The organism is Desulfuromonas soudanensis (assembly GCF_001278055.1).
In the GTDB taxonomy this organism is placed as follows: domain Bacteria; phylum Desulfobacterota; class Desulfuromonadia; order Desulfuromonadales; family WTL; genus Deferrimonas; species Deferrimonas soudanensis.
This window is the reverse complement of record NZ_CP010802.1, coordinates 1,441,904-1,465,738: the sequence shown is the minus strand read 5'-3', so window position 1 is coordinate 1,465,738 and position 23,835 is coordinate 1,441,904. Positions and strand designations below refer to the sequence as shown.

23 protein-coding genes and 1 pseudogene are annotated in these 23,835 nt (G+C 60.9%); 3 read left to right on the top strand and 21 right to left on the bottom strand.

Features of this window, described 5'->3' with window-relative positions; genetic code table 11:
• Positions 1 to 4 precede the first annotated feature (4 nt).
• The 10 genes from tsaB to rpsB all read right to left on the bottom strand — a co-directional run bounded on the left by tsaB (position 5) and on the right by rpsB (position 8,353).
• On the bottom strand, positions 5 to 721 hold the full coding sequence (gene tsaB, locus DSOUD_RS06580; protein ID WP_053550262.1) for a tRNA (adenosine(37)-N6)-threonylcarbamoyltransferase complex dimerization subunit type 1 TsaB: 717 nt from the start codon (positions 719 to 721) through the stop codon (positions 5 to 7).
• On the bottom strand, positions 721 to 2,052 hold the full coding sequence (gene rseP / locus DSOUD_RS06575) for an RIP metalloprotease RseP (protein WP_053550261.1): 1,332 nt from the start codon (positions 2,050 to 2,052) through the stop codon (positions 721 to 723). The genes tsaB and rseP overlap by 1 nt, the downstream gene beginning before the upstream one ends.
• 11 nt (positions 2,053 to 2,063) lie before the next feature.
• Entirely contained in the window at positions 2,064 to 3,221 is a 1,158-nt protein-coding gene (locus DSOUD_RS06570) for a 1-deoxy-D-xylulose-5-phosphate reductoisomerase (protein ID WP_053550260.1), read from the bottom strand.
• A 75-nt stretch (positions 3,222 to 3,296) separates the two neighbouring features.
• Positions 3,297 to 4,082, bottom strand: a complete 786-nt coding sequence (locus tag DSOUD_RS06565) for a phosphatidate cytidylyltransferase (RefSeq protein WP_053550259.1) — start codon at positions 4,080 to 4,082, stop codon at positions 3,297 to 3,299.
• 10 nt (positions 4,083 to 4,092) lie between these two features.
• Complete coding sequence (locus DSOUD_RS06560; protein WP_053550258.1) at positions 4,093 to 4,830, bottom strand: isoprenyl transferase; 738 nt, start codon at positions 4,828 to 4,830, stop codon at positions 4,093 to 4,095.
• A 139-nt stretch (positions 4,831 to 4,969) separates the two neighbouring features.
• The gene (locus DSOUD_RS06555) at positions 4,970 to 5,134 is read right to left on the bottom strand and encodes a 4Fe-4S binding protein (protein ID WP_053550257.1); all 165 of its coding nucleotides are present in this window, start codon (positions 5,132 to 5,134) and stop codon (positions 4,970 to 4,972) included.
• A 39-nt stretch (positions 5,135 to 5,173) separates the two neighbouring features.
• The gene (gene frr / locus DSOUD_RS06550; RefSeq protein WP_053550256.1) at positions 5,174 to 5,731 is read right to left on the bottom strand and encodes a ribosome recycling factor; all 558 of its coding nucleotides are present in this window, start codon (positions 5,729 to 5,731) and stop codon (positions 5,174 to 5,176) included.
• 4 nt (positions 5,732 to 5,735) lie between these two features.
• Positions 5,736 to 6,461 carry a UMP kinase gene (gene pyrH / locus DSOUD_RS06545; RefSeq protein WP_053550255.1) on the bottom strand — a complete coding sequence of 242 codons (726 nt, stop codon included), beginning with the start codon at positions 6,459 to 6,461 and terminating at the stop codon, positions 5,736 to 5,738.
• Between the two features lie 17 nt (positions 6,462 to 6,478).
• Complete coding sequence (gene tsf, locus DSOUD_RS06540; RefSeq protein WP_279330705.1) at positions 6,479 to 7,390, bottom strand: translation elongation factor Ts; 912 nt, start codon at positions 7,388 to 7,390, stop codon at positions 6,479 to 6,481.
• Positions 7,391 to 7,543: 153 nt separating this feature from the next.
• Positions 7,544 to 8,353, bottom strand: a complete 810-nt coding sequence (gene rpsB / locus DSOUD_RS06535; protein ID WP_053550253.1) for a 30S ribosomal protein S2 — start codon at positions 8,351 to 8,353, stop codon at positions 7,544 to 7,546.
• Between the two features lie 205 nt (positions 8,354 to 8,558).
• Between rpsB and lptF the strand changes: the two genes are divergently transcribed.
• The 3 genes from lptF (at position 8,559) to DSOUD_RS06520 (ending at position 11,755) form a co-directional block, all read left to right on the top strand.
• Positions 8,559 to 9,740: an LPS export ABC transporter permease LptF gene (gene lptF / locus DSOUD_RS06530; protein WP_082351099.1), complete on the top strand. Its 1,182-nt coding sequence runs from the start codon at positions 8,559 to 8,561 to the stop codon at positions 9,738 to 9,740.
• A 4-nt stretch (positions 9,741 to 9,744) separates the two neighbouring features.
• Positions 9,745 to 10,827 carry an LPS export ABC transporter permease LptG gene (gene lptG, locus DSOUD_RS06525; protein WP_053550251.1) on the top strand — a complete coding sequence of 361 codons (1,083 nt, stop codon included), beginning with the start codon at positions 9,745 to 9,747 and terminating at the stop codon, positions 10,825 to 10,827.
• Between the two features lie 64 nt (positions 10,828 to 10,891).
• On the top strand, positions 10,892 to 11,755 hold the full coding sequence (locus DSOUD_RS06520; protein WP_053550250.1) for an IPT/TIG domain-containing protein: 864 nt from the start codon (positions 10,892 to 10,894) through the stop codon (positions 11,753 to 11,755).
• Between the two features lie 231 nt (positions 11,756 to 11,986).
• Here DSOUD_RS06520 and ahcY read toward each other — a convergent pair whose 3' ends face one another.
• The 11 genes and pseudogenes from ahcY to DSOUD_RS06465 all read right to left on the bottom strand — a co-directional run bounded on the left by ahcY (position 11,987) and on the right by DSOUD_RS06465 (position 23,680).
• Complete coding sequence (gene ahcY, locus DSOUD_RS06515; protein ID WP_053550249.1) at positions 11,987 to 13,441, bottom strand: adenosylhomocysteinase; 1,455 nt, start codon at positions 13,439 to 13,441, stop codon at positions 11,987 to 11,989.
• Between the two features lie 194 nt (positions 13,442 to 13,635).
• A complete protein-coding gene (locus DSOUD_RS06510; protein WP_053550248.1) occupies positions 13,636 to 14,553 on the bottom strand; it encodes an ArsR/SmtB family transcription factor in 918 nt (305 codons plus the stop codon).
• Positions 14,554 to 14,796: 243 nt separating this feature from the next.
• Positions 14,797 to 14,988 (bottom strand): hypothetical protein, encoded by a 192-nt coding sequence (locus DSOUD_RS06505; protein ID WP_053550247.1) that lies wholly within the window; start codon positions 14,986 to 14,988, stop codon positions 14,797 to 14,799.
• A 163-nt stretch (positions 14,989 to 15,151) separates the two neighbouring features.
• Positions 15,152 to 15,898 carry a hypothetical protein gene (locus DSOUD_RS06500; RefSeq protein ID WP_053550246.1) on the bottom strand — a complete coding sequence of 249 codons (747 nt, stop codon included), beginning with the start codon at positions 15,896 to 15,898 and terminating at the stop codon, positions 15,152 to 15,154.
• A gap of 150 nt (positions 15,899 to 16,048) precedes the next feature.
• A pseudogene (locus DSOUD_RS19150) lies at positions 16,049 to 16,222 on the bottom strand (transposase); the annotation flags it as partial.
• 459 nt (positions 16,223 to 16,681) lie between these two features.
• Positions 16,682 to 17,683 (bottom strand): RHS repeat domain-containing protein, encoded by a 1,002-nt coding sequence (locus DSOUD_RS06495; protein WP_053550245.1) that lies wholly within the window; start codon positions 17,681 to 17,683, stop codon positions 16,682 to 16,684.
• A gap of 161 nt (positions 17,684 to 17,844) precedes the next feature.
• Positions 17,845 to 18,606: an IS21-like element helper ATPase IstB gene (gene istB, locus DSOUD_RS06490; protein ID WP_423739492.1), complete on the bottom strand. Its 762-nt coding sequence runs from the start codon at positions 18,604 to 18,606 to the stop codon at positions 17,845 to 17,847.
• A 47-nt stretch (positions 18,607 to 18,653) separates the two neighbouring features.
• Positions 18,654 to 19,834 (bottom strand): IS3 family transposase gene (locus DSOUD_RS17740; protein WP_423739487.1). Its coding sequence is split into 2 segments (ribosomal slippage): positions 18,654 to 19,558 and positions 19,558 to 19,834, totalling 1,182 coding nucleotides; the frame shifts between segments, so codons are not numbered across the junction.
• Positions 19,835 to 20,529: 695 nt separating this feature from the next.
• Positions 20,530 to 21,444 (bottom strand): patatin-like phospholipase family protein, encoded by a 915-nt coding sequence (locus tag DSOUD_RS06475; protein ID WP_053550242.1) that lies wholly within the window; start codon positions 21,442 to 21,444, stop codon positions 20,530 to 20,532.
• Between the two features lie 232 nt (positions 21,445 to 21,676).
• Positions 21,677 to 22,408, bottom strand: coding sequence for a hypothetical protein (locus DSOUD_RS06470; protein ID WP_053550241.1), 732 nt, complete (start codon positions 22,406 to 22,408; stop codon positions 21,677 to 21,679).
• Between the two features lie 168 nt (positions 22,409 to 22,576).
• Positions 22,577 to 23,680 carry a TIGR04283 family arsenosugar biosynthesis glycosyltransferase gene (locus tag DSOUD_RS06465; RefSeq protein ID WP_053550240.1) on the bottom strand — a complete coding sequence of 368 codons (1,104 nt, stop codon included), beginning with the start codon at positions 23,678 to 23,680 and terminating at the stop codon, positions 22,577 to 22,579.
• Between the last annotated feature and the right edge of the window lie 155 nt (positions 23,681 to 23,835).

Sequence of the window (23,835 nt, the reverse complement as noted above, 5' to 3'; positions counted from 1 at the left end):
CTTGTCAACCTTCAAAGAGGCCGTCCTGCCGACGCCGGTCCCAGAGGATCTCCGCCTCGGACGCCCGGATGTAGGTGGGCTTGAGCGCCTCCAGAGGGACGGTCCGTCCCTGCCGCAGTTCGTCGAGAACCAGCATCGCGGCGCAGGAGGCACGGGGGAGATTCAACGGCCAGGGGAGGAAGTGGGCCCGGGCGCCGAGCATGCGCACGATCAGGGTCCGGTAGGCCAGGGAACCGTCGCCGACGAAGAGGACCTCCCCCTCCAGGGAGTCGAGGAGGGCCTCGGGTGCCAGGACCGCCTCGCCGCCGAGGGGAAGGGGCCGTCCCCCTTCCCAGGTGAAGAGGCCGGCATAGACTTCCTTTTTGCGGGCGTCGAGAAGGGCGCAGACCGGACTCCTGGCGAAGGGAGCCTGCAGCGCCAGGGTGCGGAGGGTGGAAACGCCGGCCACCGGTTTTCCCGTGGCCAGGGCCAGCCCTTTGACGGTGGCCACGCCGACGCGCACCCCGGTAAAGGAGCCGGGACCGAGGACGACGCCGAACCCTTCGATGGCCGAAATATCCAGATTAAGGTCGGTCAAAAGCTGCCGGACGGTCAGGAGGAGCCGGTCCGTATGGGTCGACCTGAGGTTGAGCAGGACCTCGCCGAGGAGGGTCTCGCCTCCCGTCACGGCGACGCTGCCGACGGGGGTCGTGGTATCGATGGTGAGGAGGAGTTCACTCATCACTGCCCCCCGAAAAAGACCCGGACGATATCGTTGTAAAAGGCCAGCACCATGAGCATGATGATCAGCACCAGTCCGATCTGCTGGGCGATTTCCCGAACCCGCAGGGAAAGGGGGCGGCGCAGGACGATCTCGAAGAGATTGAAGAAAAGATGCCCGCCGTCGAGAATCGGAATCGGGAAGAGATTGAGTATCCCCAGCTGGATACTGAGAAAGGCGAGGACCGAGAGGATGCTGGAGATGTCGGTCTGAGCCGCCTGCCCGGCGATCTGCACGACCGTGATCGGCCCGCCGATGTTCTTGCTCGAGACGTGCCCGGCAAAGAGTTTCTGGATGAAGACCAGGGTCAGATCGATGAGCTCGAGGGTCCGGTCCGCCCCGGCCCGGATCGCCGCCAGGGGCCCAAAGCGCTTGAAGTTCGACTCCTGGTGCGGAGCGATGCCGATCAGGTAGTCGGAGCCGTCGCCGTCCCCCTGCACCGGCTTGATGGAGAGGGTCAGCCTCTCTCCGCCCCGCTCGAGGGTGAAGTCCTGGGGATCCCCCTTTCCCTGCTGGATGATGCGCTTCAGGTCGTACCAGGAGGAAACCGGCTCTCCGCCGATGGCGATGATCCGGTCACCGACCTCGACGCCTGCGGCCTGCGCCGGCATCCCCGGCGCGACTCCGCCGACCGTGGCGGCCTGCTCCGGAAGGAGACCGAGGGACTGCAGCCCCTCCAGCCCGTTGTTCTCGGGGGCCATGGAAAGGGTGAGGGGACGGCCTTGACGGTCGACGGTAAAGTCGAGCTCGGAGCCGGCCTGGCCGATCATCGACTTGTTGGTGCCGGTCCAGGTGGAGACCTCCTCGCCGTTGAGGGCGACAATGCAGTCACCGGGCTGAAAACCGGCGCGGCCGCCGTCGGAATCGGCGACGACGTAACCGACGCAGGGTGCGGAATCGAGATAGGCGGGGAGATTCACTCCCACCATAAAAGCAACGGGGAGGATGAGGAAGGGGAAAATCAGGTTCATCAGCGGGCCGGCGGCGACAATCCCGGTCCGTCGCAGGACCGACTGCTCGGCAAAGGAACGGGCCTTCTCCTCCTCGGTCAGCGGCGCGTCCTCGCCGTTTTCACCCCCCCCTTCGCCGAGCATCTGCACATACCCTCCCAGGGGGACGGCGCAGATCATGTACTCGGTCTCCCCCCAGGTACGGGAGAAGAGGCGGGGGCCGAAGCCGAGGGAGAATTTGAGAACCTTGACCCCGGAAAGCTTGGCTACGGCAAAATGGCCGAGTTCGTGGATAAAAACCAGAATGCCCAACATGACGATGCCGGCAAAGAGTGTGAGCATGAAACCTCCGATCAGGGGGTGGAATCGATGATCCGGCGGGCGGCGGCGCGCCCCCACCGATCAGCCCGCAGCACCTCATCGATATGCTGCAGGGGACCGTTGCGGTGCGTCTCCAGAGTAGCTCGGATGACGGCCGGGATGTGGATGAAGGGGATCTCCCCGCCGAGGAAAGCCGCGACGGCGACCTCGTTGGCGGCATTGAGGACCGCCGGAGCGCTCCCCCCTTCCCGAAGGGCCTCGTAGGCAAGGGAAAGACAGGGGAAACGGGCAAAGTCCGGCTGCTCGAAGGTCAGCGAACCGAGGGCGCACAGGTCGAGGGGGGGGAGATTGAGGGTCAGACGCTCAGGATAGGAAAGGGCGTAGGCGATCGGCGTCTTCATGTCCGGAATTCCGAGCTGGGCGATCACCGAGCCGTCGACATATTCGACCATCGAATGGACGATACTCTGGGGATGAATGTGAACGGAAATCCTCTCCCCGGGGATGTCGAAGAGCCAGCGGGCTTCGATCACCTCGAGCCCCTTGTTCATCATGGTCGCCGAGTCGATGGAGATCTTGCGCCCCATGCTCCAGTTGGGGTGGGCCAGGGCATCGGCGGGAGTGACGCTCTTGAGTTCGGAGAGGGACCGATGGCAAAACGGCCCCCCGGAGGCGGTGAGGATCAGGCGGCGCACATCGCTTCGCCTGTGCCCCTCGAGGGACTGGAAGACCGCCGAATGCTCGCTGTCCACCGGGTAAAGGTTCACCCCGCGGCGGCGCACCGCCTCCATGACCAGGGGCCCGGCGGTCACCAGCACTTCCTTGTTGGCCAGGGCCACGTCCTTCCCCGCCTCGATGGCGGCCATGGTCGGCATCAGACCGGCGGCGCCGACGATCGCCGAGACGACCATTTCGGCCTCTGCACAGGTCGCGCAGGCGATCAGCCCCTCGATCCCCGAAAGAATTTCCGGACGGTCCGGCCCCAGGGCCTCCCGCAGGCGACTCGCGTCTGCATCGGAGACCACCGCCGCCACCAGAGGCCGAAAACGGCGGATCTGTTCTTCGAGCCGGGAGAGGTTGCCGCCGCCGGTGAGGGCCACCACCCGGTAGCAATCGGGATGGGCGGCGACGACGTCGAGGGTGCTGACGCCGATGGAACCGGTCGAACCAAGGATGCAGAGATTTTTCAAGTGCGCTTCTCCGGGGGAGAAAGACGTGCGGGAACGGGGGGCATTTATCCCCTCCCCCGTCGGCAGGGGCGAAGGTCAGGCAGCAAAACGGAGCAGGGCGTAGTAGTAGGCCGGGGCAAAGACGAACAACAGGCTGTCGAGGCGATCGAGAATCCCGCCGTGGCCGGGGATCAGCGTCCCCGAATCCTTGACGCCGAAGCTGCGTTTGAGCATCGATTCGAAAAGATCACCGAGCTGGGCCAGGACGCCGAGAACCGTCCCGAGGACCAGAACGTCGACCAGGGTCAGGGCGGAGAAAAACCAGACCTTGCCGAGAAGAGCCCCGAGAATGCAGCCGGCCAGTCCGCCGATGGCCCCCTCGATGCTTTTGTTGGGGCTGATGGCCGGATAGAGCTTGCGCCGCCCGAAGGAGGTTCCGGTGAAATAGGCGGCGGTGTCGCTGGCCATCACCACCAGAAGGACGAAAAAGACCCACTCGCGCCCCTGGGGGAGTCCGCGCAACAGGGCCAGATGCCCGAGGAGAAAGGGGACGTAGAGGAGGCCGCAGAGGAGAAGGGCCAGATCCCGGGTGACCGTGGAGAGCTCCCGAAAGCGCAGGAGAAAGAAAATGGCAAAAAAGAGGACGGCAAAGGAGAGCCCCCCGGCAAGAGCCCAGGGGAGGTCGAGGGAGAGAAGGCCCGTCAGGACGCCTCCGAAAAGAACGCCCAGGAGGCGCTCCGCCCTCCGTGCCGGGGGAAGACTCATGGCATAGAATTCATGGAGCGCCAGGAGCGCCACCACCAGGACCAGCCCGTTGAACCACAGAGGCGGCGCATGGTAGATAAAGAGGAGGAGAAGCGGCAGCAGGACGAGTCCTGTCAGGATACGCTGTTTAATGGGGATCCTCCCTGTCCTTCCCGTGGATTTGCGCCGCCGTCAGCCCGAAGCGACGCTGGCGCCGACCGTACTCCTTGAGCGCCAGCTGCAGCTGTTCGTCGTCGAAGTCCGGCCACAGGGTTTCGGTGAAATAGAGTTCGGTGTAGGCGAGCTGCCAGAGGAGAAAGTTGCTGATGCGCATCTCGCCGCTGGTGCGGATGAGCAGATCGGGGTCGGGAATCTCGGCGGTGTCGAGGACCGAGGCGAAGGTCTCGTCGTCGATGGAATCTGCCGCAAGCTCCCCGGACGCCACCCTTGCCGCCAGGGCGCGGGCCGCCCGTACCAGTTCGTTGCGGGCGCCGTAGGAAAGGGCCAGGGTCAGGACCATCCGGTCGTTTTCCGCAGTGCGGGCGACGGCCTCTTCGAGGACCTGGCCGATCGGAGCCGGCAGCCTGCGGATTTCGCCGATGACCCGCAGCCGGATCCCCCGGGTCAGCATCGTCTCCATCTCGCTCTTGAGGAACTGCCCGAGGAGTCCCATCAGGGCTCCCACCTCCTCCTCCGGCCGTCCCCAGTTCTCGGAACTGAAGGCGTAGAGGGTCAGATAGCCGATGCCGAGTTCCCGGCAGCTGCGGACGATGGACTGAACCGTCTCCACGCCGCGCCGATGCCCGGAAACCCTTGGCAGGTGGTGATTTTCGGCCCAGCGACCATTGCCATCCATGATGATGGCCAGGTGTCGGGGGATAGCCATGAAAGCGCTCGCAGATAAGGAGGTTTTAAGTGGATTTGGGGAAAACAACCTACCACACTAACGGCGCCGCAGGCAAGGGGGGAAAGCGGGGAAGGGGGAAAGCAAAAGGGGCGCCGCAAGGGCGCCCCTTTTTCCATCCTCAGGCGCAGATGGCGTTGACCGGGCAGCTGTCCAGGCAAGCCTGGCACTCGGTACAGTCGTCGTTGATGGTGTACTTGTCACCAGCCTCGACAATGGCGCCGACGGGACAGGTGTCCACGCAGGTGCCGCAGGCGATGCAATCTTCGGTAATTTTGAGAGCCATAATGTCCTCCTATGGGGGTGGTTGCGGATGGAGTCCGGATCAGATCTCCATCACTTCCTTTTCCTTGACGGCCATGACTTCGTCGGTCTTTTTGACGAAGCCGTCGGTGAGATCTTGAATCTCCTTCTCACCGCGCTTGAGCTCGTCTTCGGATATTTCTTTGTCCTTTTCCAGCTTTTTAAGACTGTCGTTGGCCTCGCGGCGGACGTTGCGGATCGCCACCTTGGCGTCCTCGGTCATCCGCTTGATCAGCTTGACCATTTCCTTGCGGCGATCCTCGGTCAAAGGCGGGATGGCGATGCGGACGAGCACGCCGTCCGAGGCGGGGTTGAGGCCGAGATCCGCCTTGAGGATGGCCCGCTCGATATCGGGGATCAGCTTCTTTTCCCAGGGCTGAATGGTAATCAGCCGCGGTTCGGGGACGATCAGGGTCGCGATCTGGCTCAGGGGCGTCGGGGTGCCGTAATAGTCGACCCGCACGTCGTCGAGAAGATTGATCGAGGCCCGGCCGGTGCGGACCCGGGAAAATTCCTTCCGGAGGGCCTCGATGGATTTTTCCATTCCGACCCGCGTCTTGGCAATGACATCCTTATACATGGGTTCACTCTCCTTTGACAATAGTGCCGATCGGTTCGCCCATGACCACCCTCTTGATGTTCCCCCGACGGGTCAGGTCGAAGACGACGATGGGGAGATCATTGTCCATGCACAGGGAAGTGGCGGTGGCGTCCATGACCTGGAGACCCTTTTTGAGGACATCCAGATAACTCAGGCTCTGGTATTTGACCGCGTCCTTGTCCTTGTTCGGATCGGCGCTGTAGATGCCGTCGACCTTGGTGGCCTTGAGAATGACCTCAGCGTTGATTTCCATGGCCCGCAAACTGGCGGCGGTATCGGTGGTGAAGTAGGGGTTGCCGGTCCCGGCGCCGAAGATGACCACCCTCCCCTTTTCGAGGTGGCGCACGGCGCGACGGCGGATGTAGGGCTCGGCGACCGCCTGCATCTCGATGGCCGACTGCACCCGGGTCACGACACCGACCTTTTCCAGAGCATCCTGCATTGCCAGGCTGTTCATGACCGTGGCCAGCATCCCCATATAGTCGGCGCTGGCGCGATCCATCCCCCGGGAAGCAGCAGCCACCCCGCGGAAGATATTGCCGCCGCCGATCACCAGAGCCACCTGGACGCCGAGGTCGATCACATCCCGGATTTCGCCGGCGATGTCGCCGATGACCTCGGGATCGATACCGTAGCCCAGATTGCCGGCGAGGGCCTCCCCGCTCAGTTTGAGGAGAATCCGCTCGTATTTCGGTTTTGCTTCAGCCATGTCAATTTCCCCGACAGCTATTTTTTAAGAGCAGCAACCTCGGCGGCGAAGTCCTCTTCACGCTTCTCCAGCCCTTCGCCGAGCTGAAAACGGGCATAGCGGGTCAGCTTGATCTCGGTTCCGAGTTCCTTGGCGAGATTTTCCACCACCTTGGCGACCTTGAGGTCGGGATCGATGACATAGGCCTGCTCGAGGAGACAGACTTCGCCGAAGAACTTGTTGACCTGCCCATCGAGAATCTTCTCGATGATGTTGTCGGGCTTGCCGCTCTCCTTGGCTTTGGCGCGCATGATTTCTTTTTCTTTTTCCACGACCTCGGCGGAAACCTCCTCGCGCTTGAGGTATTGGGGATTGGCGGCGGCGACATGCATGGCGATCTGGCGAGCCACCTCGGCCACCCTGTCGCTGGAAGAGGGAGTGGCCAGTTCGACGAGGACGCCGATCTTGCCGCCGGCGTGGATGTAGGAGGCAACGACCCCGGCCGGAACCTCAAAGCGGGCAAAACGCCGGACGCTGATGTTCTCGCCGATGACGGTGATCTGCTGGGTCTGCTCGTCGGCGATGGTGCGACCGGTGCCGGGGAAGGGGACCGCCTTGAGCCCTTCGAGATCGGCGGGGGCCTCCTTGAGAGCGGCCGCCGCGACACCGGCGACAAATTTCTGGAACCCCTCGTTCTTGGCCACGAAGTCCGTCTCGGAATTGACCTCGACGATCACGCCGCACTTCCCTTCGCCGGCGGCGGCAATGAGCCCCTCGGCGGCAATGCGACCCGACTTCTTGGCGGCGGCCGAAAGACCCTTCTTGCGCAGGACGTCGACGGCGTCGTCCATGACGCCATCGGCCTCGGACAGGGCCTTCTTGCAATCCATCATCCCCGCGCCGGTCTTGGCGCGAAGTTCAGAAACCATCGATGCGGTAATGTTCGCCACAGGGACCTCCATATATTTTGTCGATCAAAAAATAGTTCGGGGACAGGCCCTGAGCGAAAATCCCCGTCAAGGATTTTCCAGCCCGTCTCCTGCATGGGAAAAAAGGCGGCCAGAACACCCGGCCGCCTCGTTTTTCATTTCGCGTTACGGCAATCAGGCCTCGGCGACCGGAGTTTCCTTGGCGACCGGAGTCTCCACTGCAGCCGGGGTCTCCTTGGCGGCGGCGATCATTTCTTTTTCGAGATCGGCCCCTTCGTTGTCGGTGCGGATGGAGGTCTCCCGGGCCTGGGCCCCTTCGATGCAGGCATCGGCGATGCGGGCGGCGAAGAGGCGGATGGCGCGGATGGCGTCGTCGTTGCCGGGAATGATGTAGTCGATGTCATCGGGGTCGCAGTTGGTATCGACCACGGCAACGACGGGGATCCCGAGCTTGCGGGCTTCCTTGATGGCGATGGTTTCTTTCTTGGGATCGATGACGAAGATCGCGCTCGGCATCTTGGTCATGTACTTGATCCCGCCGAGGCTCTGCTCGAGCTTGATCTTCTCGCGCTCCAGCTGCAGGGCCTCTTTCTTGGTGATCAGGTCGTAAGTGCCGTCCTGGGACATGGCGTCGATCTTCTTCAGGCGGTCGATGCTCCCCTTGATGGTGGAGAAGTTGGTGAGCATCCCGCCGAGCCAGCGGCTGTTGACGTAGAACTGGCCGGCGCGGGCCGCCTCTTCCATGATCGAATCCTGGGCCTGTTTTTTGGTGCCGACGAAGAGGATCTTATCCCCCTTCTCGACGGTCTCCTTGACGAAGGTGTACGCCGACTTGAAGTAGCGCACGGTCTTCTGCAGGTCGATGATGTAAATCCCGTTGCGGGCGCCGAAGATGTAAGGCTTCATTTTCGGGTTCCAGCGCTTGGTCTGGTGACCGAAGTGGACGCCGGCTTCGAGCAGCTGCTTCATGGTGATCTGGGCCATTTTCTCTTTCTCCTTGTGCGGTTGATTCCTCCGCCCCCATCTCCCCCGCCGGACCCCGGAATGCTTCCGGGCACCCATCCAGCGAGTCAGGAGGCGTGCGTTTTTGACAACAGGTGTCTATACCATGCCCCCTCTTTGATGGCAAGGGCAAAAACACCCTGAATCCGGTTTACAACCCCGGGCAACTATACTAACATGCCCTCCCATGTCGGCCACTCGCATCCATCGCTATATCATACGGGAAATCGCCGTCCCCACGGCCATGGCCCTCTTCATCTTCACGTTCGTGATCCTGATGGGTCGCATGCTCAAACTCGTGGAGATGGTTCTCAACAAGGGGATCCCGATCCTCGAGATCGCCCGGCTCTTCGCCTATCTGATGCCGGCCTTTCTCGTAATCACCGTCCCCCTCTCTTTTCTCCTCGGCGTGATGCTCGGCTTCGGCCGCCTCTCCGGCGACAGCGAAATCATCGCCATAAAAACCTCCGGCGTGAGCCTCTACGGGATGATGAAGCCGGTGGTCGTCCTCGCCGTCGTCGCCTCCCTGACGACCGGCGCCCTGACCCTCTTCGCCGCTCCGGCGAGCAACACCGCCTTCCGCAACCAGGTCTTCGAGATCGCCAGCAAACGGGCGAGCGTCGGGATCCGCCCCCGGATCTTCAACGCCGACTTCGACGGACTCGTTCTTTATACGGAAAACATCGACGACCGCAGCGGTGTCATGGACGGCATCTTCATCTCTGACGAACGGGGAGGAGCCACCCCGGCGGTGATCCTGGCCCGTCGCGGCCGGGTCATCTCCGACAGCGAATCCCTCACCCTGACCCTGCGCCTTGAAAACGGCTCCATCCACCGCAGCCCCAGGGAAAAGGAGAAGGACACCTACCAGGTCGTCAACTTCGCCGGTTACGACATCAACCTCAACATGGGGGAGCAGCTGACGTCGTCGCAGAGCCGCATCAAAAAAGACCGCGAGCTGACCATGGCCGAGCTCGGCGACCGCTACCGCGACGCCACCACGGACAAGGCCCGCAGCGCCATCACCGTCGAGCGCCACAACCGCTTCATCCTCCCCCTGGCCCCCCTGATCTTCGCCCTCATCGGCGTCCCGCTGGGGATACAGTCCAACCGCTCCGGCAAGGGAGGGGGGTTCGCCCTGGCCCTGGCGGTCTTTCTCGGCTACTATATCCTCTACTCCCTGGCCAAGACCCTGGCCGTGGAAAGCGGATTTCCGCCGGTGCCGACCGTCTGGACGCCGACCGTTCTCTTTCTCCTCGGCGGCGGATACCTGCTGCACCATGCGGCCACGGAGCGGCGATTGAAGTTCCTCGACCGCCTCAGCGAACTCTATCTGCACCTGACGCGCCGTTCCATGCGCCGGAAATAACGCCGTGATCCTACTCGACCGCTACATCCTCGCCGCTTTTGCGCGGGTCTTCTTCCTTTCCCTTGCGGCCTTCGTCGGCATCTACCTCCTCGTCGATTTTTTCGAGAAGGTCGACGACTTCATCGCCCATCAGGCGCAGGTCTCTTCCTACCTTCTCTATTTCGCCAACAAGATCCCGGTGATCGCCGTCCAGGTCGCCCCCCTGGCGGTGCTGATGGGGACCTTCATGACCCTGGGGGGACTGACCCGCACCAACGAGCTGACGGCCATGCGCACCGCCGGGATCAGCCTCTTTCGCATCACCGCCCCCCTCCTGTCGGCGGGGCTCCTCCTGGCCCTTCTCACCCTCGGCGTCAGCGAGTACCTGGTTCCCTTGAGCGTCCGGAAGATCAACTACCTCTTTCTCACCGAGGTCAAGGGGCAGGAGCAGCAGCTCATCGCCCGCGACCGGATCTGGCTGCGGGAAGGCAATCGCATCGTCAACATCCGCTACGCCGTCCCCGGACAGGGCGTCCTGCGGGGAATCACCATCTATTCCCTCGGCGCCGACTTCCGGCTGGTGCAGCGCACGGACGCCGATCAGGCCGTCTACACCGACGGACGCTGGATCTTCGACAACACCACGCAGCGGAGCTTCGACCCCGAGTCGGGGACCCTGACGGCCACCGAACACCACCAGGAATCAACGGCCCCCCTTGACCGGCCGCCGGAGGATTTCGGCCTCGCCCGACAGGACAACGAGGAGCTGGGCTTTCGCCAGCTGCGCGACCTCGCCGTCAAGCTCGAGGCCGACGGCTACGACTCCACCCGCTACCGGGTCGACATGCACGGTCGCCTCGCCACCCCCTTCGCCTCGCTGATCATGGCCTTTCTCGGCATCCCCTTCGCCCTGCGGACGGCGCGCGGCGCAAGCCTTGCCCTCGGCATCGGCATCAGCGTCGGCATCGGCGTCACCTTCTACATCTTCCAGGCCACCCTCCTGGCCTTCGGCTATTCGGGGATCCTCCCGGCGGCGGTGGCGGCCTGGGCCCCCAACCTCCTCTTCCTCCTCCTCGGCCTGTGGCTGATGCTCTCGACCCGCAACTGACCCTCCCTTGCCTTTCCTCTCCCCTGTGTTTTAATGGGAAGAGAAATTTCGGCGAGGAGGCCCCATGCGCCCGATACTCCCCATCCTGCTGTCGCTCCTCTTTCTATGCCTACATCCCGGCACCGGTGCAGCCCTGGAAATCACCGCATTGACCCCCGCCGCCGCTTCGCCGGGCGAGGCGGTCGCCGTCAGCGGCGGCCCCTTCGACGAGGCGGCACGGGTCATTCTCGGCGAGGTGGAAATCATCCCCGACAACAGCGCCCCCCGCACCCTGCGCTTCACCGTCCCGTCCCTGCCGCCGGGAGACTACGCCCTCGCCGTCTACCAGCAGGACAAACTCTGGCCCTCCCCTTTCATCTTCCATCTCCGGGAGCCGACGCCGGTGATCACCGCCCTCAATCCGGCCAACCTCGACGAGTGCGCCGACGAGGCCGAACACCGGGTCGCAATCGACGGAACCGGCATTCGCCCCGGGGCCCTCGTCCTTCTCGATGGCGCCGTCGTCCCCTCCGCCGCCGATGCCGGCGCCTCCCTCTACTTCACCGTCCCGATCCTCCCCGGAGGTCTCCACGAGGTGAAGGTGGTCAACCCCGGAGGGACCTCCTCCCTCCCCCGGACCCTGACCGTCAGCGACATCCCCGTCATCTACTCCGTCCAAGAGGGACCCAACCGGGTCAACACCTACGAGCTGCACATCTCGGGGAAGAATTTCCGCTACGTCTCGGCCCTCTCCGTCAACGGCCTGCGCGTCACCAGCCGGTCGGGGGGGGACCTGCGCACCCTGCAGGGGGAATACCTCGAATACATCGACTGCCGCAACCTGATCTACCACCGCTACCCCTACAGCGGCGAGCTCAAGCGCGTTTCCCTGCAGGTGATCAACCCCGGCGGCCGCCAGTCCCCCGTCTATCACGTCAGCATCCCCTGAATTCGCCAACGCAAATCCTGAGACAACGGGGCAATAAAGGGATACTGGCCTTCTCCTTTCAACGCTGAGACGCTGAGAAGGGGAGTCGGAGAGACCACCTACCCCAAACCGTCAACTCTGTATTTTGGCTTCTCTCGGCGCCTCTGCGGCTCTGCGTTAAATTTTATGTCCAGAATAAAAGGCCCCGCGAAGAACGCGGGGCCTTTTTTGTCGTGCGGAAAAAAACGGGTTTTAGTAGCGGTAATTCTCGGCCTTGTACGGCCCCTCGACGGGGACGCCGAGGTAGTCGGCCTGTTCCTTGGTGAGGACGGTGAGCCGGGCGCCGAGTTTGCCGAGGTGCAATCTTGCGACCTTCTCGTCGAGATGCTTGGGCAGCACGTAGACGTCGTTCTCGTAGTCGCCCCCCTTGGTGAAGAGCTCGATCTGGGCGATCACCTGGTTGCTGAAGGAGTTGGACATGACGAAGGAGGGGTGGCCGGTGGCGCAGCCGAGGTTGAGGAGGCGCCCCTCGGCGAGAACGAGGATGGCGTGGCCGTCGGGGAAGACCCACTGGTCGAGCTGGTTGCCGTGCTCCTGGGGGTTTTTGACGTTGATCTTGCGAATCCCGGGGAACTTGGCGAGGCCGGCCATGTCGATTTCGTTGTCGAAGTGCCCGATGTTGCCGACGATGGCGTTGTTCTTCATCCTCGCCATGTGATCGGCGGTGATGATCCGGTAGTTGCCGGTGGTGGTGACGAAGAGGTCGGCCTGGTCGACGACGTCCTCGAGGGTCTTGACTTCGTACCCTTCCATGAGCGCCTGCAGGGCACAGATCGGATCGATTTCCGTGACGATGACCCGCGCCCCCTGTCCGCGCAACGACTGGCAGCACCCCTTGCCGACGTCGCCGTAACCGCAGATGACGGCGACCTTGCCGGAGAGCATGACATCGGTGGCGCGCATGAGGCCGTCGATGAGGGAATGGCGGCAGCCGTAGACGTTGTCGAACTTGCTCTTGGTCACCGAATCGTTGACGTTCATCGCCGGGAAGGGGAGCTTCCCCTCCTTGGCCAGCTGATAGAGCCTGTGCACCCCGGTGGTCGTCTCCTCGGTCACCCCCTGGATCGAATCGCGCACCGCCACCCAGTCGACCCTTTTTTCGGCAATGGACAACTGCAGGCACTTCACCAGCTCGACCACATCCTCGGGGTCGTCGGCCTTGAGTTCCGGCAGGCCGCTCTGCTGCCACTTCGCCCCCTCAAGGACCATCATGGTGGCGTCGCCGCCGTCGTCGAGGATCATGTTGGGGAGTTCTCCGTCCGGCCAGGCCAGGGCCTGCTCGGTGCACCACCAGTACTCGGCCAGACTCTCCCCCTTCCAGGCGAAAACGGGAACACCCTGGGGATTTTCCGGGGTGCCGTTAAGACCGACGGCGACGGCCGATGCGGCCTGGTCCTGGGTGGAGAAGATGTTGCAGCTCGCCCAGCGGACCTTGGCGCCGAGGATGACCAGGGTCTCGATGAGAACGGCGGTCTGGATCGTCATGTGCAGAGAGCCAGTGATGCGCGCCCCGGAGAGGGGCTTGCTCGCCCCGAACTCCTCACGCAGCGCCATCAGCCCGGGCATTTCCACCTCGGCCAGCTCAATCTCCTTGCGCCCCAGTTTGGAGAGGGCCAGGTCCTTGACTTTAAAATCGACTTTGCTCATCACAAGCTCCTTTAATTGTTGATTGAAAAATACGGACTGTCATCAATTATTCCAAGAAAATATATCAACGCAGAGACGCGAAGGACACAAGAGATCGCATAGAAAACCCTTCTTCCTTCTTCCTTCTTCCTTCTTCCTTCTTCCTTCTTCCTTCTTCCTTCTTCCTTCTTCCTTCTTCCTTCTCCCTGCTCCCTTCACCGCCTTAAAGCCCTGCAGATCAAAACCCCCTGCGCATCCCCAGATCCAGCGACCAGTCGGCAATCGGCCCCATCAAAGCCGGCGGTGGTGAGCCACCCCTGCAGCTCCTCGGCCTCGAAGCCGAGCCACTGGTCGGCCATCTGCTCCCGGACCCATTCCTTTTCGTGGCGCGCCAGGTCGGCGATGAGGAGGGTTCCCCCCGGCGCCAGGACCCGGGCGAGTTCGGCGAGGACCGCCGACGGCTGGGGGGCGTGATGGAGGACCATGTTGAGGATGGCCACCTGCGCCTCGCCGTCGGAAAGGGGGAGATGGGCCATTTCTCCAAGGCGCAGCGCGACCCCCGCCAGATCCTCGGCGGCCAGCCGATTCCGCGCCTCATCGAGCATCGCCGGCGAATGGTCGACGCCGATCACGGAATCGGCGGCAAGCCGCAGGGAACCGAGCAGAGCGCCGGTCCCCACTCCGACCTCGAGCAGCGTCGCACAGGGCGGAATGGCCTCAAGGAGCGGCGTCAGGTAATCGGCGACGGGGAGAAGGGTCCGCGCCAGTTCGTCCCACTGACGGGCGTGACGGTCGAAAAACTCCCGGCTCCTGCTGCGCCTCGTCTCGAGGACCCGGGCCACCCCATCCAGATCGCGTCGCCGTTCGGGGAGGGCTTCGAGGCGCGAGTCGAGGGACGGCCAGATCTCCCTGAAGAAGGGGTTCTCCTCCCCCAGCCGGTAGTAGCCCCAGGTCCCCTGGCGCTTCACCGAGAGGAGCCCCGCCGCAACGAGGATCTTCAGATGCCGGGAGATCCGCGACTGCCCCATGGCGAGGATGGCGGTCAGCTCCTGCACGGTGAATTCTCCCCGGGACAGGACCGCCAGGAGGCGCAGCCGGGTGGGGTCGGCCAGGGCTTTGAGTGTTTCGAGCATAAGGATCAGGTTTCGGCGTTGGGTTAAATCAGCTTTTGGTGATTTATACACGCCTGGGGGATGGGGGTCAACCGGTAAAAAAATTGCCCGGTCGGCAGGAGCGCCGATCGGGCAACGGAAATCAAGACAACGAACACCAATAATCAGGAACGATTTTCGGTAACAGTCAAACCTTGCTTCTCCCTTGCCAGGGACCACGGCTGACTTTGTTCCCGGAGCCACCGGAAAAGGTCGCTGGAAGATTTAATGAAATCCGCTCTGCTCTTTGAGCAGGTGCAGCTGGTTGAGCCAATTCTGCTGCTGCCATTCGCTCAACTCGGTCCAGAGCGGACTGCCGATGAGCGCAAGGATCCAGCCGATCTCCCTGGCCGGAAAGGGGGTGCCGCCAGGACGTGGCTGTTGATGTGTATGCTCTCGACTCTTTTCGATGTTCATCGGCTTCTCCGATTGAGATGTGACCGGTGGTGAAGGATAGAAATGTTAGTTCAGCAACAATTTGGCCGTAGATATTCGCCTAATGTTGTCATTACAACACAGAACAGGGCGAATGCAACGGAAAAATTTCCGGCAGAATTTTATTCTGATACAAAAATAACAACTAGGGGTTTTTCGGAAAGGGTCGGAGCCACGCAAGGACTGCGTGTCCGATGGTCTCCTCCCGCGGAGGTGGGGTCACATCCGACGGGGGAGTGAGGCCAATAGAGGGAGGGGGCGGCTGAAGGTCAGGTTTGTAGAGCGCGTTGCCGTTGGGGATCAGCACCGGCAGGTTGAGGGGAACCTGGCCGCTCTCGGTGGCGATGGCGGCGGTGAACTCGTAGGCGGTGAAGTTGCTGCTGTCGAAGACCACGCCGCGCTCCTCGAGTTCGTCCAGAGTGAGGGGACGGGTCGCAACCTCGGTGATCAGCGGGTCGTTGATCGACTCGATGGTCACCGCCTGGGGGGTGGCGCCGAAGAGGGTGTTGCCGGCGCCGTCGACGAGGCGGATGTTGGAGAGGGTGTATTTGCCCAGCAGGGCCAGGGTGGGGATGTCGAAGGGGCTCCCGGGGTGGGTGACCAGGGCCCGCGGCGTCTGGAAGGCCGGGCCGGTCAGCTCGGCGCGCACGGTGTAGTCCTTCGGCAGCTTGTCGGTGATCGTCGTCAGGTCGAACCCTCCGGCGTCGAAGCCGGTGTTCACCTGGGTGGCGATCCCCTTCGGCACGGCCTGGTACGCCGGATCGGCCTTGAGGCCGAGACCGACGATGTTGAAGTCGAAGGAGGTCAGGGGAGCGCCGACGGCTGTAACGGAAAAGAAGCAGAGCGCGAGAACCACACCGACAGCGGCAAGGCCGAAAGATCGTTTAGACATAACCCACCTTAGAAATTTCATTGAAACGAAATAAAAATGTCCCGTTTATCCGAATATCGCCTGGCGATACAAAACCCGTCCGAAGACATGTTCACTGTTTATCAGGGACTGGCTCCATGAGTTTCACCAATGGTGCCTGTCCCGTTTCTACGACGTGATCGCGTAGTTCAAAATCTCTACGCCAAACCTTTTACGGTCCTGATACAGCCAGTGAATGTACCGCTGGCGGGTTTGGGCGAACTTCAGTAAGAACTCCTGCTTGTGGCACCGATGCGTGATATGCCAAACGTAGCCCGGCATAAAATAGCGATTGGCTCTTGGCACGGAATCCCTCCCCTCCAGAATGATAACGACCTGTGTTTGGGTTATAGGCCTATTTTTGCCCCTAAAAATCGACCTATAAGCCTCTTTTTGGGGGTGAAATTGACACTTTTTGTTTTCATTTCAGAGCCTTAGTTAGGTCCGACCCCGAACACTTATTTTTGCCCTTGACAGACAGCCTTTTAATGGGTGACCCCTTAGGTTGACCCGAGCTCTCAATGTGAAGATTCTACAAAAATCCATGAAAGGGTAAGTATAAGAATTGACGCAAAGTATCCGTATGCAAAGATCAGTGAAAAGACAACTAAGTATTTTAACTTTTTGTTATTTACTAATTTTTCTTTCTGAAAAACAAGAAAGGCGTGTCCGAAAGCTATCGAAAAAAACCCAGTTATGCCAAATGTATATATGGAACCTATTGACAAAACAAAAATAATAAATGCTAATATATAGATGCTCATTTTAATATATTGGCTCCCCAGACAGTGTTTTTTTGAAGTTTCTATAGACTTCAGGAACTGCATTCCAAGCACTATTGACTGTAATTTTCAAGGTAAAAACACTAATTGCCATAAATCTTTGAATATTTGAAGTTACGTCAAAAATTGGAGGTTCATCCCAATTGCTTGGAGATAGCGGCAATTTCATTAAATCACCTAGTAACTTACCGTCTGCCCTAGCGAATCCTTTCCACTGACTATCCTTTGGCAGTGACGATCTACATATTCCATAGTTTTGATCATGCTTAAAATATTGCCAGTCCTGAGAGTCAATTGGCTCCGGTAAAACTGTTCCTTGAGGCAATTGGTCCCATGACATTTCTAACCCCGCAGTTAAATCTGGCCCTCCATAGTACCCATACCAGAAGAACAACCCTAAAGGATCTAAATAATTGTTTGAATTGTTTTTGACATACCCATATAAATTCACATCCCCCCCCGCAAACCCAATCGGATCCACCTGTGTATACCGCCCCCTTACCGGATCATAATACCGCTGAAAGTTATAGTAGAGCCCCGTCTCCGCATCCGCATACTGCCCCGGAAACCGCAGATTGTTTTCAACGGCAGACGAAGGATCAACCACCACCGCCCCGAACGCCAGATATCCCGCACCCCACACCACCGCCCCATCCGCCGCCGAAGTCAGCCGCTGCGGCGTCCCCAGATGGTCGTTGTGGTAGAAGTAATAATTTCCTCCCTCCACCATGTAGAGCGGATCGGTCCCCCACAGCCCGTCGGGCTTCCAGCCGTAGAGCTTGCGCATCATCCCCGCGCCTTCGTACTCCCCGACCAGCCCCTCGTCGGCATAGACGAAGAGGGTGACACTGCTCCCCACCTGCTTCTTCACCCTCCTCCCGAAGGGGTCGTAGGCGTAGCTGGCGACAGTGCCGTCGGGGAGGTCGACCCGGGTCAGGCGGTTTCTTGCGTCGTAGTGGTAGGTGGTGGTGAGGGGGACAGGCACCGCCGTTCCGGCGGAGCCAGTCCCCGTCTTCGTCTACCTGGTCCCGCTCATCTCGGCGGTGTACGGCGAGTAGGTACTCCCCGATTTGGCCCGGACCTTGTAGAATGTCAATGGTCTTTGAAAATTCCCCCTTTTCGGTCATCGAAAATTCCCCCCTCGGGTTATTCTCTTGCCGCCTGTTTGGACAGGAGGCCGGCTTTGAGTTTCTCTTTTAGCCGGTAGCTCTCACCTTTGATGCTGATCGAAATGGCATGATGAAGCACCCGGTCTAGAATGGCGCTGGCGATGACCTGATCGCCGAAGATTTCGCCCCAATTCGAGTAGGGCTGGTTTGAGGTCATGATCATGGCCCCCTTCTCATAGCGGCGGGATATGAGCTGGAAGAAGAGATTGGCGCCCAGCCGATCAATAGGGATGTAGCCGATCTCGTCGATGATCAGCAGTTTGGGCTGGCAGTATTGCTTGAGTTTGTCCTCCAGCCGGTTTTCATTGTGTGCACGGGCAAGACTGGCGATCAGAGCCTGGGCTCCGATAAAGAGCGTTCGGTAACCGCGGCGAATAGCCTCAATCCCCAAGCCAACGGCCAAATGGGTTTTACCTACCCCGGGTGGCCCCAGCAGCAGGATGTTCTCGCCGTTGGCCACCCAGCGGCAGCAGGACAGTTCCTTGATGCGCTTGGCGTCGATGGACGGTTGATAGGCGAATTCGAAGGATTCCAGTGTCTTGACGAAGGGAAAACGCGCCATGCGCGTGCCCATCTCGGTGCGTTTATCCTGCTTGGATGCCAATTCCGCATCGATCAGTTGCCGCAGGAACTCGTCATAGCCCCACTGCTGCTTGGCGGCATCCTGCAGATAACCATCAATCTGATCGGAGAGACGCTGCAGCTTCAGTTGTTTTAAGCCATCGGAGAGGTCTGTTATCTGTGTCATCGTCTGAGGTCGGTCGTCAATAGCGGACACCAAAGTTCTTATGCTGCGCTTAGCTCTTTGTAATATTCCTGTTCGTAGGCAGCAGGCGACAGGTAGCCCAGCCGCTTCTGGCGCCTTTGACGATTGTAGAAGATTTCGATGTACTCCGTGATTTCTCGCATCGCTTCCCACCGGGTGGCGTAACGACGATGGTGGACCAATTCGTTTTTCAGTGTCCCCCAGAAACTCTCAATGGGGGCGTTGTCGTAGCAGTTACCTCGGCGGCTCATCGAAGTCTGCATATTGAACTGCTTCAGTAGTTTCTGAAACTCCAAGGCGCAATACTGGCTGCCCCGATCCGAATGATGGATCAACCCGGTCGCCGGGCGCTTGACTGACACGGCACGGAATAGGGATTGACTCACCAGATTCTTCGTCATTCTTTCGCCCATCGCATATCCCACGATCTCTCCGGTGAAGAGGTCTTTATGCCCGGCCAGATACAGCCAGCCTTCGGCGGTGGGGATGTAAGTAATGTCAGTTACCCAGACCTGGTTGGGAGCTTCGACAGCAAAGTTTTGGTCCAGAAGGTTCTCGGCGACAGGCAGTGAATGGTTGGAGTTTGTTGTCGCCTTGAACTTCTTCACCTGCTTGCAACGAATCCCGTGTTTCTTGCGGATTCGCTTGATCCGATGGACCCCGACCTGAACGCCATGCTCGGCGAGATCGGTTTGTAATCGTTCGGGACCGTAGGTTTCCCGGTTTCTTTTGTGAGCCGCCTTGATTTCGATTGCGAGCCGTGCCTCCTCCTTCTGCCGAGGTGAGTCCGGGCGCTTCAGCCAGGTGTAATAGCCACTGGGTGAAACCTCCAGGCTCTGGCAGAGCAGAGGGACAGAGTACTCAGGTCGAAGTTGATTTATTACCGCGTACCGGGCAGCGACTCCTTGGCAAAGTACGCGGCGGCTTTTTTTAGGATGTCGCGCTCCTGCTTGACCTGGGCCAGTTCTCGTTTAACCCTGTCAAGTTCCAGCTCGACTTCGGTCAGCGGGCGCTGTTGGCCTTTGCCACCGATATTACTGAGCTTTCCGGCCTTGAACGCCCTTACCCAATTCTCAAGGGTGGATTTCGGCAGGGATAACTGGCGCGATGCCTCATAGACAGCGACACCTCCTTCAACCACCATTTTTACGGCCTCAATGCGAAATTCCTTCGAATAGCGGCCATTAGAACCTCTTGTCATGTTGACACCTCCGTAAGATAGATTTCTTAACATTGGTGTCCGATTTTTTCAACTTACCTCAGTCACCTCCCTAAAGCCCGGCAACTTGGTCATAGATTGCCAAGTCCCGGATCATCACGTCGTCACCGGGCCACTGCGGATCAAAACGCGGCGGATGGGGAGCCGGGCGCTCGCAGGGGTTGCGAAACAGGCCTTGCAAGTGTGCCGGGTCGATACACCGTTGTCCGGAGCCTGCGAGCTTGGAATGACAAGGGTCCCGGGGTCGGACCAAGCCAAGTCACCGTTTTTCAACAAAAAACATCCCAAAAATGGGCGTTTTTTAGCCCTATGGGCCCATTTTCGACCCCAAAAATAGGGCCATAATTTTCTTCAGTCTCCCGCCGCAGGTACGCACCATCGCTTTCAGCAGCATCCCGATTGCGTCCTCGGGGACGTAGGTTATTCGGGGTCGGACCAAGCCAAGACCCCGTTTTTCAACAGGAAACATCCCAAAAGTGTGCGTTTTTAGGCCCTATTGGTCGATTTTAACCCTCAAAAGCTGGGCTATAAATTTCGTCACCTCTGCACGAACCCTCCAGATTGACATTGCAGAGACAGCGCGGCAGAGGGGAGCTCCCCCTCTTTTCACGGCGCATTCTTGGCGTCGCTTCCTGAGGCCGTTTTTTTCAGTTCTCTTCCACCCCCGTCCGGCCGATTTACCTCTTCCCCGCACCCCAGGACCACCAGCTGCGCCCTCGGACCTTTCCGATGGCCCGGCGCAGCTCGCTGATGCGCCGGTCGACTTCCTCCTCCCCGCGGGCGATGGCTTCCTCGGCGGTGGAAAAGTCGGCCCAGTGAGCCACGTTGTTTTGCGGAGAGAGGATAATATCGGCCGACTTGAGCTGCTCCCTGGCCAGGGAGGTGCGCACCAGAGCGTCGGCCCGCCCGATGACATCGAGGGCGTTGCGCGGTTCGTCGAAGGTCGGCGTATGATCGCCGACATCCACGGCGATGACCATATCGGCGCCGAGCTGACGAGCGGCTTGACAGGGTACGGGTTCCCCCCAGCCGCCGTCGACCAGGAGCCGTCCTTGGTGCTCCACCGGATTGAGCACCCCCGGCATGGCGCAGGAGGCGGCGATGGCCTGAAGCAGCGGACCCCGGTCGAGCAAGACCACCTCACCGTTCTTCAGATCGAGGGCGACGGCGGCGAAGGGGATTCTGGTGTCTTCCACGGCCATGTCATCCACCATGCAGGCGTAGTTTCGCATGGCCGTCTCGTTGCTGACCAGGGCGGTGCGGGTGACCATGAGGGTGTTGAAGACCCCGCGCCGGGCCACACGCCCCAATTGAAAGAGAAGCCCCTCGCCGTCGGCATCGAGTTCCCGGAAAAATTCGAATCCCGAAGTGGCGAATTCCTCGCTCTCCAGGTAGGCCGTGATCGTACTCTTGACGGCCGCCACATCCCCCCGGGCGGCGTACATGGCCCCGATGATCGCCCCCATGCTGGTGCCGGTGACAATGTCGATGGGAATGCCGTGTTTTTGCAATCCGGCAATAACGCCGATGTGGGAGAAGGCCCGGGCGGCACCGCCGCCGAGAGCAAGGCCGATTCTGAAGGGTCGTGACATAATACTCCGGTCTGTCGGGCCGCCGGCCGACTTCGGGAAAGAAAGGGGTGCTTCTCGGAAGCTATGGGCCGTCGATTATGCAATATTTTTAAGGCAAAGGCCAGAAGACTCCCCTGGGCCCGATGGGAAGGACCCTACTTTCCGTCCGATCCGGATTCGGGCCTTTTCCAGAAAAAAAGCAACGGCGGACCCCGAAGGGCCCGCCGTTGCCGTTTCCGTGCGGGGAGAATGACTACTCAAGCGGCAGGGTGAGGTTGTGGATCGGTCCGCCGGTTTCCTTGACCTGCAGTCGCAGTTGGACCGCCGAGGTCGCCTCGCCGGGGAAGAAGAGGAAGCCGCGGGAGAGCATTCCCGGTTCGAGGGGGCGGTTTTCAAGCTGTTTGTTGGCGAGGTCGCGGGAGATCTGGCTTTCCACCTCGCCGGAACCTCCGGCTTCGGTTCCGCCGAGGACGGCGCCGCCGGCGGCGCCGATGGCCGCCCCCTTGCCGAGCGTCTCGCCGATGTTCTCGCCGGTGAGGATGCCGATAGCCGCTCCGACGATGGCGCCTCCGGCGGCACCGAGGACCGAGCCCTTGCCGGCTCCCTTGGCGATGGTACCGAATTCGCTGCTCTTTTCGAGGCGCTCATAGGCGGTGCGGCCGTCGAGGAGGTTCCAGTAGTTGCCGGTCGCGTCGATGAGAAAGGTCTGACCGGGAACGATGGTCAGGCTGTTCGTCCCCTGATGGTCGATGACGATCTGCACAGGGAGGAGTCCGGCCTTGCGGATATTGAAACCGAAGGCGTCCTCGGCGTCCTTTTGGTCGACATAGGCCTGGGCGGCGACCTGCGCTCCGGCGACGATCTGCATCCCGGCAAAGGCGCTCGGCGGCCGGAAGGGAACCTGCTGGCTCTTGTAGGGGGTGCAGGCGCAAAGGAGAAGAAAGGTGACGGCCAGGGCGGCGGAAGAGAGGGAATATCGTGTCATGGCGGCGTTCTCCTGTGGTTGAAAATCCCGTTGCAGATTTTTGGCGGGTCTTAAAAACTCGACTTTTAGCCACCAAGACACGGAGACACCAAGAAAAAAAACCGGAATTCAAAAGTTCAACTTGGTGCCTTGGTGGCAATTTTTGCCTTTTTTGCGCTTTTCAATAGTTTAGCACAGGGGGATGTCACGACAACAGATTCGCCGGGCCTCGGCGACGAGGGTGAACCGGTACCAGAACCAGACCAGCAGCGCGGCGGCCAATCGCCCATGCGGGTATCGGGTCAAAAGCGGCGACCAGCGGTCGCAGGCATCGAGGATCGGCGTCGGGCACCCCTCAAGGGGGAGGCCGCGCCGCCAGGCGCGCCGGAGGTCCCAGACGAAGGCGAGCTGCCAGATGTGAGGGGCGACGTAGGTGCCGGTGTCGTACCAGAGGCACAGGCGCTGCCGCCACGGCATCCGCAGGGTCAGCGCCTGGAACATGCGCAGGAAGGGGGAGAGGCGCAGGGGAGCGGTGCGGTTCTGACTGCGGTAGATTCCGGGGGCGTTGTCGAAAAACGGCTGCCACTTCAGGGCGGCAAAATTCATGATGACGGCGTTGAGGGCCTGGCGTTCGTAGAGCCCTTCGCTCTCGAAGCGCCGCGCCGAGGTGGCGATCTCCGCCGGCAGCAGCAGCCACTCCCCCTCCCGGCGGATGCTTTCGGCGAGACGGGTGTCCTCGAGAAGGGGGAGGGTCTCGTCGAAGGGGCCGACTGCGGCGAAAAAGTCGCGGTGGAGGAGAAATCCCTGATCGCCGTGGGTGCATTCGGGGCGGTCGAGACGGGCCTTGGCCTGGTAAAAGGCGTAGGCAAAGGAAGGCTCGTCGCTGCTGCGGGCAAAGCGCAGGGCAAAGTGCCCGGCGACCCGGGTGTGGCCGCGGGCTTCCCGGGCCGCGGCCAGGGCCGCCACACCCTGCTGCAGGGCCTGCGGGTCGGCAAAGGTGCTGTCGGCGTGGAGGAAGAGGAAGAGATCGCCGCGGGCGGCTGCGGCTCCGGCGTTGAGCTGGCGGCCGCGCCCTTTGGCGCTCTGCAGCACCCGGCAGGGGAAGGGGGATTCGGCGGAGAGCTTCGCTGCCCGGTCGGCCGTGCCGTCGACGGAGCCGCCGTCGACGAGGATCACCTCGAAGGGGATCCCCTCCTGGCGGCCGAGGTCGTCCAGCAGGGCCGGCAGGGACTCGGCCTCGTTGAGGAGAGGGATGATGATGGAGAGCTGCAGGGAGGCGTTTGCTTCGGGCATGGGACATCCACTCTATTTCATGCAAAAGCTGCTATGTGAAACTGATTATAGAATAAAGTCGCCGGTCCCGGGATCGCGATTTTCCAGGATTTTGCCCCCGTTGCGTCGTCGCGTCGTCGCGTGAAACAGCTCTTATGGTTTGTTCTCCGCTCAAT